This is a genomic window from Marseilla massiliensis (assembly GCF_016899955.1).
GTDB classification, from domain to species: domain Bacteria; phylum Bacteroidota; class Bacteroidia; order Bacteroidales; family Bacteroidaceae; genus Prevotella; species Prevotella intestinigallinarum.
This window is the reverse complement of sequence record NZ_JACJJL010000002.1, coordinates 177891-194287: the sequence shown is the minus strand read 5'-3', so window position 1 is coordinate 194287 and position 16397 is coordinate 177891. Positions and strand designations below refer to the sequence as shown.

Below are 16397 nucleotides of genomic sequence, written 5' to 3'. Positions count from 1 at the left end.
TTCACTGTTTTTTAACGTATACCGCATATCCCTTGCCTTGCAGCCGTATGGCCGATTGGGGTGCCAGTTTGACGTCGGCCATGGCAGGCCCGCTGCCAATGGTGCGGCTGTCGAGCCACTGTTGGTAGATGCCCGCCTCGATGCCGCTTAGCTGCACGGCCGCCGGCTCCCTGCCAAGATTGAGCGCCACCACCACCGGGCCGCGCCTGTAGGCCAGCACCTGCGAGCCTGCAGTCTCGATGTATTCAACGGGCGCTGTTGCCGAAAGCGAGGCGAAGGTGTGGTGCAGTGCCACCAGCGTGCGCACGGTGTTGAGCATCTTGCGGTCTGCCAAGTGCCACTTCACCTTGGCGTCGGTAAAGTAGTTGAGTGTGTCGGGGTCGCCTATTTCCTGCCCCTGGTATATTAGCGGCATGCCATGGAAGGTGAACTCCAGCACGGTGAGCAGGTAGCGGTTGTCGCCGTAGAAGTCTTTTAGCGTGTTGCCTCCGTCGTTGTAGTTCTGGTCGTGGTTGGTAAGGTATACCATCCGCTTGTTCTTCACTTTGGCCGAGGCCGCCAAAAGCCTGTCGCAGATAGCCCGGAGCGAGTCGGCGTTGTCGCTGTCGTTGAACTTGCGGGCCAGTTCTCCCTGGAAATCCCATGCGTAGTCGTAGTCGAAGCCGCACGAGTCGATGCGTCTGTTCTCAGGGTTGGATATGTCGGTCTCGCCCAGAAACTCTATGGTCTTGCCGTGGCTGTTCAGCTCGGCAATGATGTCTTGCCAATACTTCACCGGTATGGTGGGGCTGCTGACGTAGTCGCATCTGAACCCGTCGACGTCGGCCACGCTTATCCATTGCCTCATGGCCGAGTTCATTGCCTCGACAAGGCCCTCGTCGTGGTAGTTCAGCTCGTAGACGTCGCCCCATCCGTGCGGGTGTATCATCCGCCCGTGGGCGTCTTTGGTGAAAAACTCAGGGTGTTCGGCCACCCATCGGTTCTCGACGGCCACATGGTTGGGCACCCAGTCGAGCCACACCTTCATGCCGCGCCTGTGGGCTTCGCCTACAAATCCCTTCAGGTCGTCTGCCGTGCCGTAGGCCGGATTAACCTTGGTAAAGTCCATCGAGGCGTAAGGGCTGTTCATCTTGTGGCCCCGCGGGTAGATGGGCATGAGCCAGAGTATGTCGGCCCCGAGCGTGTCGAGGCGGCCCAGCTGTCGCCCTGCCGCGGCGAAAGTGCCCTCGGGCGTGAATGCTCCGATGTTCATCTGGTAAATGACGCGGTTGTCTGGCGTCACCGGCTTGGTGTTGTCTATGTCAAATTGCTGTGCCCCCTGCCCGCATGCAGCAGCCAACAGCGCCGAGGCGAGCAGTGGAATGTAAAATGTCTTCATGCCGTTTTTATTTGTTGACGTATTTCTTGCCGTTGACAATGTATATGCCTTTGGCCCTGCCGCTGTCCCAAGGGCCGGCTTTGCGGCCGTTGAGGTAGTATGCGTGGCTGCCGTCGGCTGCCGGTTGGAGGCCTACGGCAGCGATGCCGGCCGGCGTAAGCTCTGTTACGCCCGAGGCGCTGACGCGCAGGTAGTAGTCGCGGTTGGCCGTTACGGTGAAATCGGCCACCTGCCTGCCATTGTTCCAATTGTTGAATATCAGGTTGTATGTGCCGCCGTCGGCATCAAGCAGGAACACCTTGTAAGCATCGCCGCCAATGGTCTTCTCGTCGACCCAGCCCTGGCCGGGCCATGCGCCAAACAGTTCGCCGTCACCCCAGGCATACAGCCCCAGGGCGTCGAAGCCCGTCTCGTCGATGACATAGATGTAATGCTTGGCCGTGGGTACGGCAGGCAGTTCGCCGCAGAGCCTGAAATTGTCGATGGCAAGGGCCATGGCGTTGTTGGCCGCGTCGCCGGAAGACACCGTGATGTTCCACGCTAGGAAGAAGTCGACGCCGGGCTGCATCCTTGCGTCCAGCTCGGCGCTTACCGGTATGGTCTCGCCAGGCACGTCGTCATATCCCCCGGTGGTGGCATCGGGGGCCAGCCTGGTGCAGAAGTCATTGCCGGCCGACGTCCAGTTGCGCCCATCTGTGGAGTGATACATCTGTACGGTGAAGCCTGCCGGGTTGCTTCCCATGCGGTATTTCTCAACATCATAGCTTATGTTAAGTTTCCCGATGTCCTTGCGTCCGCTGTTCATGAAGTGGGCGTAGATGTTTACGCAGCGTGTGCCGCCGGCGACGCCGGTCGAGATGCCGCCCACGGCGCGGTCGGCGCCATTGTCCGCCCCGAAGTTCCACGTGCCGTTCTTTGCGTTCGGTGGCAGGGCGGCGCCACCGGCATACATCGTGTTGTCGAGGGCTGCGGCATAGCTGCCCACGTTGCGCGGGGCCATTGTCTGCCTGTCAATGCGCCATGCCAGGGGGAGCCTGGCGCCGGCGTCGCTGCCCATGGCGTTGAAGTCTTCGGCCGCCGACAGGTGGTCGGCGTCCATCTCTATGGCAGGTAATACGGTGACCTCGGTCTCTGCGTGTGCCACTTTCACTGTGGCCACGGTGCTGAACAGGCTGTTTTGCGCGCTCACCTTGAATGTTCCTTCGGTCTTGTCGCTCCTGAACACATGGTCGTCGCCCAGTGTCCCGCCGCCGGTCAGGGTGTAGGCCAAATCGGCCGGAGCCTCCATCTCGTTGCCGTATTGGTCGCGTGCCACAGCCGTAAAGCGCACGGTGGCCGCTGTGTGGTCTACATAGTTGGTGAACTTCGCCAGGGCCTTGGCTGCATAGCTGCGCATCGAGGCCGCCTCGGCGTCGGTGACGGCGGCCGGGTGATAACTGATAGTGGCCGGGCTCTCGCCGAAGATGAGGCCATATTCCATGCATGCAGCCATATAGGTAGACTTGTCTGTGGGGTGCCGGTCGTCCTGGTACCACGATGCAATGCCTTCCGCTCCCTCGGCGTCGAACGCCTGTTGGTAGGCAAGGCCAACGGGGCAGATGGTGACACCCGTCTCGCGTGCCACGTCCTGGCAGTTGTCCAGGAGCGTGCTGTTGAAGTCGGTGAAGTTTGTCCAGTCGCCACTGTACGCCCAGTTCATGGGTACAATGACCACGGCATTGGGGTTGGGGCAATGCTCGCGTATGTATTCAACCCACTTCCTGACATTGTTGCGGAACGCCTCGGGGGCGGTTCTTGGCAGCGAGCTCTGCTCCTGGAGAATGATGTGCGACCATGCCTCGCTGCGTATTAGCATCTTGGCGCCGGGATTTCCGTCGGCGGCCAGCCCGTCGCCCTCGTCCCAATGTGTGCTCAGGGGCTTGCCAAGCAGTGTGTGCTTGGTCCAGTGGGCGTCCTTGCCCATGGCTCTGGCAATGTCGTTGAACATGAAGTCCTGGTCGTTGTAATGTATCAGGCTGTTGTTAAGCGACAGCACCTTGACCTTGGCGGGCAGTTGCGGCACGAGCGTTACGTCGGCAGGCAGCAATGCCACCGACTGCAATGCAGGCGGTTCGCCGGGTTTGCCTCCCTCCTTGCTTTCCAGCATGAGGGTCGCCCCGGTGTCGGCAATGGTCAGCAGTATGCGCTTGCAGTCGAAAATGTAGCCGCACGGTATGTTGTCGTCGGTGCCCGGCACCAGCGCATAGGGCCTGTCGGCCATGATGGCGCTGCCGTTGCTGCCGTAGTTGCAGAGCGAAGTCCATTTTGCATCGGCTATCTTGAAGTTGCCCGACAGTTCCTTGTCGTATATTGCATAAGTGCCATTGCCCTCGTCGCTGAACTCCCAAGCGCTGTCGGCCAGCCACCCGTTTACCTCGCCACGGAGGAAAATGCCCGACGCCACAAAGGGCGGGCGTGACGGGTCTTCGCCGTCGGGCTCGGGAAGGGGCTCGCCAAACGATGCTGTCAGGCTTACGTTGTCGAGTGCCAGGCCCATGGCCTTGTTGGGCGTGGTGCCCCTTGACACGGAGATATTCCATGCCAGGTAAATCGAACCGCCTGCAGCCACGGCCGTGTTCAGTTGCTTCCCGCCGACCGAAGCCGTGGCAATGGGCACGTCGGCAGCACCGAGCGTTTCGTCGTCCTTGGCAAAGTCGGTCTTGAAGTCGCTGCCGGCCTTCTTCCAGTTGCTGCCGTCGGCAGAGTAGTATAGCTGTACCGTAAAGCCGTTCTCATTGCCGCCTTTCCGGTATTTCTCTATGTCGTAGCTTATTGTCAGCTTGTTCAAGGGGATTGTACCGCCATTGACCAACCGGGTCATGACGTTGACGCAGCGGGTGCCGCCGTCTACTGTCGTTGACAGGCCGCCGACGGCACGGTCTGTTGGGGCGGCACTCGAGCCGAAGTTCCAAGTGCCGTTCTTTGCATTTCCCGGCAGGCCGGCGCTACCGGAGTACATCACTTCGGTGGCGGCAGCACTGTAGGGCCCCACCATTCGCGGCGCGCCCACCTGGCGCTCGATGCGCCAGCCGTCAGGCATGTTTAGGGTGGCGGCCGATGCCGTGGCATCCCACATGCCGTCAAAGTTCTCTGTCGCGGTGTTGTTGGCGGGTGTCAGGGTTATGCCGTCGCCTGCTTTTGCCTGGCATAGCAGGCAAAAGGCGGCGGCGAGCATAATGGATAGTTTCTTCATCGTTGTAAATCGGTTTGCAGGCTATGCACGGTCAAGGCTGGAATGTTGCCGGGTCTATTTCTGTGACGCCTGATGTGGTGATGTGCAGATAGATGTCGCGGTCGATGGTGAAGGCGAAGTCGGCAAGCTGGCTGTTTCCTGCGTTGCTGAATATCAGGTTCTCTGCCAGCCCCGCGTTGGCGGCACCCATGTCGAAATACTTGTAGGCAACTCCGTTGACGGTCTGCTTGCCGGTGGGCTCCATGCCGGGCCACCCGCTGTTCAGGTCGTTCACGTCGCCCCACATGTACAGCGTCAGGGCGTCCCAGCCTGTCTCGTCATACACAAACACGGCAAAGCCATCGTGCTTGACGCTTGGTTCCTGGCCAACTTCTTCAACGCCACTGGCTGTGATACGCAGATAGATGTCGCGGTCGATGGTGAAGGCGAAGTCGGGCAACTGTTGTCCGTTGCCGCCATTGTTGAATATCAGGTTCTCTGCCAGGCCCGTGTTTGCGGCGCCCATGTCGAAATACTTCCATTTGGTTCCGCCCTTCTCCAGTGTTCCTGTAGGCGTCATGCCGGGCCACCCGCCGTTCAAGTCGTTCACGTCGCCCCACATATACAGCGTCAGGGCGTTCCAACCAGTCTGGTCGTCCACGTAGACCACGTAGCCGTCGTGTTCGGGTTCGGGCTTTTCGCCATCGCTCCAATAGTAGCTCTCCCAGCGCTGTCCCCACACGTTGGTGAATGTCCCGACGCCCGGATTGTCTGTGTGCAGGGCCGCCTTGCCGCCGATGGTGTACTCCATTCCCTGTGAGGCGGAGTAGAAACGGAAGCCGTCGGCCAGCGTCTTTCCATCAGCAAAGCTCTTTGGGTCGAGGTAGATTCCCCACTTCACGTCACTCTGTGGTGCCTTGGTCAGCATATACTGTTCCTGGCCTATGGCTGCGCTGTCGCCGTTGAACGCCCCGATGATGTATATTTTGTCGTCGGCGGTGGTGCCGAAAGGCGCGATGAACTCCAGCAGTATGCGGTCGGCACGTGTTTCAAACTGCTGACGCTCATGTTCGAATACGATGTCCTCCTTGTCCGAACAGCTGCTCACAAGCCCCGTCAGGGCCAGCAGCGTCAGGGCCAGATGATATAGTCTTTTGTTCATAATGCTTAATTTTACAATGCTTCAATACTTATTTGTAGTTAGGATTCTGTATGAGGCCCGGGTTGACAGACAGGGCCGACTGCGGCAGCGGGTACCATTCGTACTTGCGGTCGCGCTTTGCCGGCAGGTTCACTCCGTCTTCGGTTGCGCGCCCCCAGAACCACCATGTGCCCTGGGTGAACTTGTCGAAGCGGCGCAGGTCGGTGCGTCGGCGGTTGCCTTCGCCCAAGTATTCCTTGCCCCACTCGGAGAGCATCCAGTCCATGTCGAAGCTGTCGAAGCCGGGTCCGGGGATGCTCAGTGCGGCAGCGCGGTCGCCGCTGCGGTAGTAACGCTGGCGAACAGCGTCAACGTATTTCTTTGCCTCGTCGCTGTTGCCTTTGCGCATCTCGCATTCGGCCACATTGTAGTAGGCCTCGGCCAGGCGGAACTGCACGTCGTCGATGCTCTTGAAGCCTCCCTTGTCGTCGTTGGGATATAGCGGATATTTCACCAGGCGCACGCCGGAGTTGGTCTCGCCCCAGCGTGGATTCATCACCACCTCGAGGTTGCGGCCTAAGTTCAAGAACGTACCAAGCTGGTCTACATATACCAGCGCCTGCCCGTCGCGGTCGGCGTCGGCAGTAAGTATGTTGCCTTTGCCGAAGTTGGCACGCATCTCTCCTTTGAGGAACATGCCCGGGCCGTGGGTCTTTGTGGCCGCATCGTACACATAGTTCTGCTTGCGTATGTCGCGGTCGTCGAACCGTTCGTAGGGTGCTCCCAGCTTGTCGTTGTAGGGAGCGTCGAGGAAGCAGCGTGCTCCTTTCGTTCCGCCCGTGGGCTGCACCGTGCCATAGTTGTCGTATGAAGGCACGAGGCATACGCAGTTCCAGGCGCCGATGCCGTCGTAGCTCTGCTCGAAGTAGTCGGCATATCCGTACCACATGCCTATCATGGTGCGGACGTTGCTAATGGCGTTGGCGGCACCTTGCCCGTCTTCTGCTGCCAGTGCGAATATCACCTCGGGGCTTTTTACATTGTCAATGCTGTAGAGGTTGCGGTAGTTGCTGTCGAGTCCGTAAGTGCCGTAAGTGCCGCTGATGATTTCTTTCGACAGGGCTTCGCACTCGTCGTAATGCTTTTCGCCGATGAACACCTCGGCGTTGAGCAGCAGGCGGGCCTTCAGCATGCGGTTCATGGCTTGGTTGGCACGGTTTACCGTGGTGTGGCTGCCGTCTTCCTTGGCCAGCGCGTCGACGGTCTCGTCGAGCTCACTGGCTATGAAGTTGTATATCTTCTTGCATGATGCGTCCCAGTCGGCGTCGGCCGTGCCCGGCACATCGCTGCCGGCAGAGACGTTCAGAGGCAGGGCACCTCCCCAAAGCTCGAACAGGCAATAGTAGTTCCAGGCGCGTATGGTACGAACCTCGGCCACATATTGGGCCAGTTTCTCGTTGCTCATGTTCAGGCTGGCCGCATTCAGGTTTTCCATGTCGCTGAGCAGCAGGTTAGCCAGGCCGACGGCAGTCCATGCCCCGGTCCAGGCATTGTTGATGATGGTCGACTCTGAAGTCCAGTTCTGCCAAGAGAGCACGGTCTTCATGGCTTCGTCCCAACCCCACAGGCCCCCATTCCATGAGCGCCAGGTAAGCTGGTCGGCCGGGTATTCGGACAGATGGAAGAAGTTTTCGCCTGCCAAGGTCGAAGATGTCTGGTAATAGATGGCAGCCACGGCCCCTTTCACACTGGCCTCATTTTGGTAGTATGCACCGGCATCGATGCGGTCGTACACTTTCTCGTCAAGGTCAGTGCAGGCATTTAGTCCTGCCATCAGGCAGGCAACACCGAATATATAATGTTTAAAGGTAATCATAATGATCTAATTCGTGGTTTTATATTTAATGATTAATGGAATCGCAGGGTCACGCCCAGGCTTACCTGTGTGGCCTGCGGGTAGGCCGAGTTGGTGTCAATGCCGGGAGTGATGCCTGTAGAGGTCACGATGGATGGGTCGTTGCCATCATAGCCAGTGATTGTGAACAGGTTTTTGGCAGTAAGGTAGACACGCAGGCTCTCTATTAGCTGTCGGTTCTTCGGCGTGAAGTTGTAGCCGAGAGTAACGTTGTCGAGCTTGAAGTAGCTGCCGTTCTCGAGGAAGTAGCTTGACACAACGCTGCCGCTCGACTTGATGTCGCTGTATTCGGTGTATGCCGTGCGTAGCACGTTGTCGGTGCCTGCACCCTGAAGGCCCATGCCATACTTGCGCATATTGAATATCTGGAAGCCGAGGGCAGAGCGGAACAGCATCGACAGGTCCCAGTTCTTGTACTTGAACGAGTTGCTCCATGAAAGGAAGTGCTTGGGCGCCCCGTTGCCAATGTTGCGCTTCCACGACGGGTCGGCCTGGGAGGCCGGCTGCGCCTTGCCTTCGTTGTCGTATACCATCAGCATGCCGTTCTTGTCGACGCCGGCGTGCTCGTAGCCATAAAACTGCCCAATCTTGCCACCTTCTTCTATTCGGAAGAAATATTCGCTCGAGCCGGGGCCGGGTTTCTGGTATAGGTCAAGGTAGGCCATCTGGTATACATCGCTCGACAGCTTGGTCAGCTTGGTTTCGCCCATGCTCCAGTTTACGCCCGTTGTCCACTTGAAGGCTGTCTTCGAGAGCACGTCGTATTCAAGGCTTGCCTCAATGCCGGTGTTCTTCGTTGTGCCCACGTTCACCAGTATGGTGTTGTAAATAAATGGTGGTTGCGGGGCGGTGTAGTTGTACAGGAGGTCTTGCGAACGGCGGTCGAAATACTCAACGCTACCGCGCAGCCTGCTGTCGAAGGCCACGAAGTCGACGCCAACGTTGAAGGCGGTCGATTTCTCCCACGCCAGGTCGGGGTTGGCGTTCAGAGATGGGGCGTAGCCTTTTATCCACTCATTGTCAATCAGGTAGACCCCGTATCCGCTGTAGGTCGACAGAGAGCGGTAGGCATCGAAGTCTGAGCGGCCTGTGACGCCATAGCTTATGCGTGGCTTGAGGCTCTGGAAGGTGGGCTTGATGCCCTCGGCAAACGGTGTGTTGGCGATTTCCCAGGCCAGCGATGCAGACGGGAAGCTGCCCCACTTCTTGTTCACGCCGAACTTGGTGCTGCCTTCGCGGCGCATAGATGCCGATGCATACAGCATGTCGTTGTAGTTGTAGTTAAGGCGCCCGAAGAAACCGATGAGCGTCGATTCCGACGAACCGCCCCAAAGGTTGGCCTTTCCCTCGCTCAGGTAGGTGCCGTTGCCTATGCCGTACCATCCCATGGAGTCATATACGAACCCCATGTTCTCGTTGCCGCTTTGCTCCCACTTTGACCGTTCCCACGAATAGCCGAGCACGGCCTTCAGCTGGTGCTTGTCTATCGTCAGCGTATAGTTCACCAACCACTCCAGTCGGTTGGTCCACCACTTCTGGTAGTTCACGTTTGCGCGGCCGGCATAGCCTTTCCAGAAGCTTTCGCTCGATGTCGACGGGGTGTAGAAGTTGCTCTTCAGGTCGTTGTACTGCAGTGCGTAACTCAGCGATGTGCTAAGGCTGTGTTGTGCCAGTTGCAGTATGTTCAGCTTCACGTCGCCATTGCCCAGCACATAGATGCGGTCGCCCTCTGAAACATTTTCGCGCAGGTCGTTCACCGGGTTGTGTATGTCCGTCGGTGAGTTCGGCTGGTAGTACGACCCGTCGGGGTTTTTCACGGGTATGGTCGGGTTCATCGTGAGGGCCGTGTCGAACAGCCCGTCGTTGCCCCAGTCCTCGTGCACCTTGCGCGCCGAGAGCGATGCGTTGAATTGCACACGGTTGTCAAGCACGCGCTGCTCGCCCACGAAGCGTGCGCCATATTCTTGCCTTCCGCTCACGATGTCGAGTCCGTTGGCTTTCTTGTAGTTCACGGAGAGGCCGAAATATCCGTTCTTCGTAGAGCTGTCGATAGACAGATACTGGTTGAGGCTGTAGCTTACCGGGCGCGTTATCTCGTCCCACCAGTCGGTGTCGGCGCCGTAATCCTGGCCTCGGCGCGAGCGGCGGAACTCCTCCGTCGTAAGTATGTCGGGCTTTGGCTTGGCAATGTTCAGGGCGATGTAGCTGTCGTAGGTCACGTTGGTCTCCCCCGGGGTGCCCGAGCCCTTCTTCGTTGTCACCAGAATAACGCCGTTGGCGCCGCGTGTTCCGTATATGGCGGCCGAGCCGGCATCCTTCAGCACGGTGATTGATTCAACGTCTTGGATGGAAATGTTGCGCAGGTCGCCGCCCGCAATGCCGTCGATTACAATCAGCGGGCCGTTGCCGGCAGTCAGCGATCCGGCGCCACGCACCTGTATGTTGGTCAGCGCGTTAGGGTTGGCGTCGGCCGTAGAGGCCACGTTCAGGCCCGTCACCTTGCCGGCTATGAGGGCCATGGGGTCGCTGGCGGCTCCCTGGTTGAACTGGTCTTTGGAAACCTGCACCACGGAGCTTGATATCTCTTTCTTGGCCAGCGAGCCGTAGCCCACCACTACTACCTCGTTCAGCTGGGCCACATCTTCCTTGAGCGTCACCTCCATCTTGTCGGCGGCCTTCACCTCCTGCGGGTTGTAGCCAACGTAAGAGATTACCAGCGTGGCACCGGCGTTGCACTTCAGTTGGAATTTTCCGGCCAGGTCGGTCACCGTGCCGTTCTGAGTTCCCTTGACCATGACACTGGCACCGATGATATCCTCACCGGCGTCGTCCTTCACATGCCCACTGATGGTGGACTGTGCCGAGACATCCAAGGCAATAAACACAGCTGCCAGAAGCATGGCAACCTTAAGGCGCAGGCCTCGTCTGGCTTGCGGACGCTTGGCCTTGCCTCTTGCAGAAATGCAAGAACATTCAAATGCTTTTTTCATTTTCTTGGGGTTTTAATGTTATTTTAGAGTTATTTAAACAATTGTTTCTCATTAAGCCAAGTTGATGCGCTGCCGCTTAAGGCCGTCATGCGGTGGTGTATGGCTATGCCGGCAGGCTGCCGTATTGGCAGGGGCCGTCTTGCATAGACGTGTCGTGGTATGCCAGATGTGCGTTGCCATCTGCCAAGGTTCGTCCGGCGGCACTGCCGTAAACCATGTCGGCCGTAGGGGCCGTGCGGCCTGCTTCATCTACGGTGTCACAGCCTATTGGCAACCGTTGGCCATGCCCGACAGCTTGAAGATGGCCGGCGTGAAGCATGGCGGTGACGGCGGGCTACTGCAGGCATCGCGACGGAGCGCCGCATGGATTGTCGGCAGCCACGCCGACGGATGCCGTCACGGACCCGCCGGGTGAACTAACCAAAGTGTCTTTTGCATGTACAGGTGCATAAAGACAACCACTAATAAATAATATAACTATTAACTTATGCATGATGAAACTTTTAGCTATTGATTTAAATTCGGCTGTAAAATTAGGTGAACTAATGCTACACGCCAAGCCGCTCAATGCAAAATCAAAGTCTCAAAATACGCAAATGATTGAAAATCAATGGGATTTGTCGCTTTCGACCGACTGAAAATCTAAACTCTTGCAAACCGTTTTTTGCCATTGTGCAGCCTTTTCTGCCATGCAACCAAGGGATGTTTGCCACAATACGGTGGTTTTTTGCCATACCAGTTCCGTGGCATTGGCAGGGTGTGCCGGTCATGGCTGTTGTGTCTTGCATGGAAGTTTGTCGGTTGAAGGGCCGTTGCCGGCCCGGTCTTGTTGCGGCGGGCGTTTTCGGCCATGCCGCTTTTTGTGGGTATGGCTGACCCGGCGCCACTGCGCGGCGGCAGTGGCGTCGGGCTGGGCAATGCTTGCATAGTGGCGGCCATGCTGTGGCTTGGCTCACTCGTTTGTTGTATTGGCCGGCAAAACGGCCGTTTTTGCATTGCCGTACGGCCCGTTTCGGGTTGCCAAACGGCAGGTGTTGCGGGCCGATGCCTCAGGCTTCTGCAAGTGGCTGGCTGCGAGGCTTTTGGCTGCGGTTGGGCCTATGCCCGGCGGCCGTGGATGCATCGGCCACGTTTGCTTGCAAAATTGGGGTGGCGGGCGGCTGTGGGCAGCAGGCATTGCATGGCGTTGCCGCCATCGAAAATATGTTGCGGTTTGCTTGCAGGTATGCAATAAAATTAGTATCTTTGCCATCATGACATACAATTGGGCGGCCTGACACAGGCCGGGGAAAATGATGAGTGAGGCAACCCGCAAGCGGTTGCAAGTGTATAACGCTAATATAAGATTAAAATTATGAACAGACTGTTTACTGCCATCATTGTGTTTGCTGCTGTGGCCGGGGCCGATGCAGCAGAGCGCACCATTGAACAGAAGCGCGCCGCCGCTGCGGCTGTGCTGGGTCTTGACGTGCAGCCAGCGCGCTCGGCTGCCGCCGGGTGTATAGAGCCGTTGTATGCGGCGCGCAACCTCACTGTGATGGGAGTGCGCGGCGGGGGCGGCTTTGCCGTAGTGGCCAACGACGACGGCTCGGCGGCCGTGCTCGGCTATTCGCGCGAGGGCTTTTCCGGCGCCATGCCCTGCGGGTTGCGGTGGTGGCTGGAGGCCACCGATGCGGCCTTGGAGCGTGGCGTGGTCGGCGACGTTGATGCCGATGGGCTGGTGCAGGGCGGGCGTGTGGCTCCCAAGGTGGGGCCCCTGCTCACGAGCAAGTGGGCCCAGGGAGAGCCGTTCAACGGCCTTTGCCCCGCGCTGGCGTCGGGCGGGCATTGCGTGGCGGGCTGCGTGCCGGTGGCCATGGCTCAGGTGATGCGTTACCACCGTTGGCCCGTCAGGGGCACCGGCACCCACGAGTACCTGTTGCGCACTATGCCCGATGGCTCGGAGAAATGGCTGTCGGCCGACTTCGGCAGCACCGTCTATGCATGGGACGATATGCTCGACAGCTATGCGCCGGGGGCCTTCTCGGAGGCACAGGCCGCGGCAGTGGCCGAGCTTGTATACCACTGCGGCGTTGGGGCCGAGGCCGGTTTCGGGGGCGAAGGCACGTCGGCCAACGTCACCGACGGGGGCTATGCCATGCTGACGTATCTGGGATACAACCCCGACATGGCCTACCTGGAACGCTCCGAACACGAGGAAGACTGGATGGAGATGCTGATCGGGGAGATTGATGCCGGCAGGCCGGTGATTTACGACGGGCGAAAGCTCAACGGCGGCGACTTCCTCACGGCCGACAGGCATGCCTTCGTGATCGACGGCTATGGCGACGACGGGCTCTTCCATGTCAACTGGGGCTGGGGCGGGATGGCCGACGGCATGTACCGCCTGGATTACCTCAAGCCCGACGAGGACGAGGGCTACAACTACGACCAATACATGTTGCTGGGCATTGCGCCGGCCGGCGTTGACGTGCCCCGGCGCTACCTGTTCAGCAACAGGCGCATCACCATAGGCATCAACGGCATATATGGTTTCCTGTATGGTGGCATCGCCCAAGTGGTTAACTGCTCGTGCCGCCCGCTTTACGGCCGGCTGAGCCTGGTGGCCGAAGGCAACGGGTGGTTTGGCGAGCTATTTTCTACCGACGTATCCGGCATCAGGCCTTTGGACTGGTTCCAACTTCGCAACGGCAAATTTGACCTGCCGGCCTCCATGCCCGACGGCGATTACCGCATATATGCCGCGTTCTACGACGAGCTGCACGGCGAGTGGGTGAGGGTGGACTATGCCCCGAACTCGACAGACGAGTATGTAGTGACCAAGGAAGGCACCACGTTCACCCGGTATGAGGGCATCTGCACGTCGGCGGGCAGCGCCGTTGCCGGCGGCATGGCGCCCGACGGCGAGGCGAGGGTCTACGACATGTCGGGGCGGCTGGTGATGAGCGCCCCGGCCGAGGGGCTCTCTGCCGACGACATACCAGGCCGCGGCACGTTCATAGTGAGCTGCGGCGGCACTGTGCGCAAGGTGGTAAAGCCGTGACTGCAGGCCCCGGCGCACAGCCCTCATGGCGGTGGCCGGGGCATGGGAGGCGGGCCGTAGGCACGCAGGCCGCGGGGCGTCGTGGGTTGGCAGTTGCCGCCTCTTAAGGCGGTGTTCAAAATCAAATGCCATCAAATTGTGCGCTATTTCGTAGATGCAAGCCAAAGTCAGAGGGGAGAGCGTGGCGGGCTACGCTACCGATGAGACTTTGGCATGCGGCCCGAAAGGGCACACCAGATGGTGGCAAAGATACAGTGGACACCTGCAAGGTCTATTGCAACGGTTAATATTGAACAGCTACTTATATATAATGTGTGTGAAAAAGTTTTGCGTTTCGCCCGAATTAGTTTATCTTTGCAGACTGAATGCGGTGCGAAGCGCACTTTTTGCGTGGCGCACAGGCGTGGCATGACAGAACTTAATTTAAGATTTAACTATACAAATGGCACAGGAAGACGTTTTCAAGAAAATCGTGTCGCACTGCAAGGAGTACGGTTTCGTGTTCCCCAGCAGCGACATCTACGACGGACTGGCTGCCGTATACGACTACGGCCAGAACGGCGTTGAGCTGAAGAACAACATCAAGGAATACTGGTGGAAGAGCATGGTGCTGCTACACGAGAACATCGTGGGCATCGACTCGGCCATATTCATGCACCCCACAATATGGAAGGCCAGCGGCCACGTGGACGCTTTCAACGACCCGCTCATCGACAACCGCGACTCGAAGAAGCGCTACCGCGCCGACAACCTCATCGAAGACCAGATTGCAAAGTATGACGAGAAGATAGACAAGGAGGTGGCCAAGGCACGCAAGCGTTTCGGCGACGCCTTCGACGAGAGCCAGTTCCGCCAGACCAACGCCCGCGTGATGGAGTACCAGCAGAAGCGCGACGCGCTGCACGAGCGCTACACGCGCGCCATGCAGGGCCCCGACCTGGCCGAGCTCAAGCAGATAATAATCGACGAGGAGATTGTAGACCCTATTTCGGGAACAAAGAACTGGACCGACGTGCGCCAGTTTAACCTCATGTTCTCGACCGAGATGGGTGCCTCGGCCGACGGTGCCATGAAGGTATACCTGCGCCCTGAGACGGCACAGGGCATCTTTGTCAACTATCTCAACGTGCAGAAGACGGGCCGCATGAAGGTGCCTTTCGGCATCGCGCAGATTGGCAAGGCCTTCCGCAACGAGATTGTTGCGCGCCAGTTCATATTCCGCATGCGTGAGTTTGAGCAGATGGAGATGCAGTTCTTCGTAAAGCCGGGCACCGAGCTCGACTGGTTTGCCAACTGGAAGCAGACGCGCATGAAGTGGCACCAGACACTGGGCTTCGGAGCAGAGAACTACCGTTTCCACGACCACGAGAAGCTGGCCCACTACGCCAACGCCGCCACCGACATCGAGTTCCGCATGCCGTTCGGGTTCAAGGAGGTAGAGGGAATACACAGCCGCACCAACTTCGACCTGTCGCAGCACGAGAAGTATTGCGGAAAGCAAATAAAATACTTCGACCCGCAGACCAACGAGAGCTACACCCCATACGTCATCGAGACGTCAATCGGCGTGGACCGCATGTTCCTCAGCGTGATGTGCCACTCTTACGAGGAAGAGAAGCTTGACAACGGCGAGACCCGCACCGTGCTCCACCTGCCCGCCGCGCTGGCCCCGGTGAAGCTGGCCGTGCTGCCGTTGGTGAAGAAAGACGGGCTGCCCGAGAAGGCCCGCGAGATAATCGACGCGCTGAAGTTCCACTTCAACTGCCAGTATGACGAGAAAGACACCATTGGCAAGCGTTACCGCAGGCAGGACGCAATAGGCACGCCATACTGTGTTACCGTCGACTACGACTCACTCAAGGACAACACCGTGACGCTGCGCCACCGCGACACCATGGCGCAGGAGAGAGTAAACATAGCAGACCTCAATGGCATCATCGAAGACAAGGTGAGCATTGCCAGCCTGCTCAAACAACTGCAGTGATGAAGAGACGAGGCTTTTACTTCCTTGCCGTGGCACTCTTCGCCGTGTTTGGCCTGGCCTCGTGCAGCGAAGAAGACGACACCGTGGAGGAGTTTCCCAACTGGCAGGCGCGCAACGACGCTTTCTTCAACAGCCTTACCGACTCGGTGATGAACCTGCTGGAGCTCAATCCGGCACGCACCGACTGGAAACGGATAAAGAGCTGGTCGAAGTCTGACAGCATAGAGGGTAGCAACTCAGACTATATCATCGTCAACGTGATTGAAGAGGGCGACGCCGCTTCGGCGACGCCGCTTTACACCGACACCGTGACGGTGCATTACCTTGGCCGCCTGCTGCCGTCGGTGTCCTATCCCTACGGCTATGTGTTCGACCAGTCGTACTATGGAAACTACTACGATGATGTGAGCAAGCCGTTGCAGATGGCCATCGGGAACTCCGGCGGAAACATGCTGGTGGATGGTTTTGCCACTGCCCTCCAGCACATGAGGCGGGGCGACCACTGGATGGTGTACATACCTTATCAGCTGGGTTACGGATCACAGTCGCAGACGGGGGTGCCGGCTTACAGCACCCTAATATTCGACTTGCGCCTGGTCGACTTCTGGTCGCCTGTGTTGCAGTAGGGTTGTAAGCCGCGTACAGCATTGCAAACAACAAGGGGAGGCTTGCCTGTGTGGCAAGCCTCCCCTTGTTGTTTCTGCCTTTTTGTGCCGCTGCCTGCGGCAGCCCGCA

The 16397-nt window shown here is 58.5% G+C and carries 9 protein-coding genes; 4 read left to right on the top strand and 5 right to left on the bottom strand.

Translation table 11 applies throughout. From position 1 onward, the window contains the following. Position 1 precedes the first annotated feature (1 nt). From H6B30_RS01975 to H6B30_RS01955, 5 genes are read right to left on the bottom strand one after another with little or no spacing between them, the layout of a single operon-like run. A complete protein-coding gene (locus H6B30_RS01975; RefSeq protein ID WP_205107369.1) occupies positions 2 to 1378 on the bottom strand; it encodes an alpha-amylase family glycosyl hydrolase in 1377 nt (458 codons plus the stop codon). A 7-nt stretch (positions 1379 to 1385) separates the two neighbouring features. After that, on the bottom strand, positions 1386 to 4610 hold the full coding sequence (locus H6B30_RS01970) for a DUF4886 domain-containing protein (protein ID WP_205107367.1): 3225 nt from the start codon (positions 4608 to 4610) through the stop codon (positions 1386 to 1388). A gap of 31 nt (positions 4611 to 4641) precedes the next feature. After that, positions 4642 to 5751, bottom strand: coding sequence for a starch-binding protein (locus H6B30_RS01965; protein WP_205107365.1), 1110 nt, complete (start codon positions 5749 to 5751; stop codon positions 4642 to 4644). A gap of 28 nt (positions 5752 to 5779) precedes the next feature. Beyond that, positions 5780 to 7606, bottom strand: coding sequence for a RagB/SusD family nutrient uptake outer membrane protein (locus tag H6B30_RS01960; RefSeq protein WP_205107364.1), 1827 nt, complete (start codon positions 7604 to 7606; stop codon positions 5780 to 5782). 32 nt (positions 7607 to 7638) lie between these two features. Continuing rightward, on the bottom strand, positions 7639 to 10635 hold the full coding sequence (locus H6B30_RS01955) for a SusC/RagA family TonB-linked outer membrane protein (protein WP_239483439.1): 2997 nt from the start codon (positions 10633 to 10635) through the stop codon (positions 7639 to 7641). A 491-nt stretch (positions 10636 to 11126) separates the two neighbouring features. Here H6B30_RS01955 and H6B30_RS01950 point away from each other — a divergent pair, with 491 nt between their 5' ends. The 4 genes from H6B30_RS01950 to bamJ all read left to right on the top strand — a co-directional run bounded on the left by H6B30_RS01950 (position 11127) and on the right by bamJ (position 16288). After that, on the top strand, positions 11127 to 11273 hold the full coding sequence (locus tag H6B30_RS01950; protein WP_205107362.1) for a hypothetical protein: 147 nt from the start codon (positions 11127 to 11129) through the stop codon (positions 11271 to 11273). A 716-nt stretch (positions 11274 to 11989) separates the two neighbouring features. Next, the gene (locus tag H6B30_RS01945; RefSeq protein WP_205107361.1) at positions 11990 to 13678 is read left to right on the top strand and encodes a C10 family peptidase; all 1689 of its coding nucleotides are present in this window, start codon (positions 11990 to 11992) and stop codon (positions 13676 to 13678) included. Between the two features lie 442 nt (positions 13679 to 14120). Next, positions 14121 to 15662, top strand: coding sequence for a glycine--tRNA ligase (locus tag H6B30_RS01940; RefSeq protein WP_205107359.1), 1542 nt, complete (start codon positions 14121 to 14123; stop codon positions 15660 to 15662). After that, the gene (gene bamJ, locus H6B30_RS01935; RefSeq protein WP_205107357.1) at positions 15662 to 16288 is read left to right on the top strand and encodes a BamJ family beta-barrel-assembly machinery protein; all 627 of its coding nucleotides are present in this window, start codon (positions 15662 to 15664) and stop codon (positions 16286 to 16288) included. Before H6B30_RS01940 ends, bamJ begins: the two co-directional genes overlap by 1 nt. The last annotated feature ends 109 nt before the right edge of the window (positions 16289 to 16397 follow it).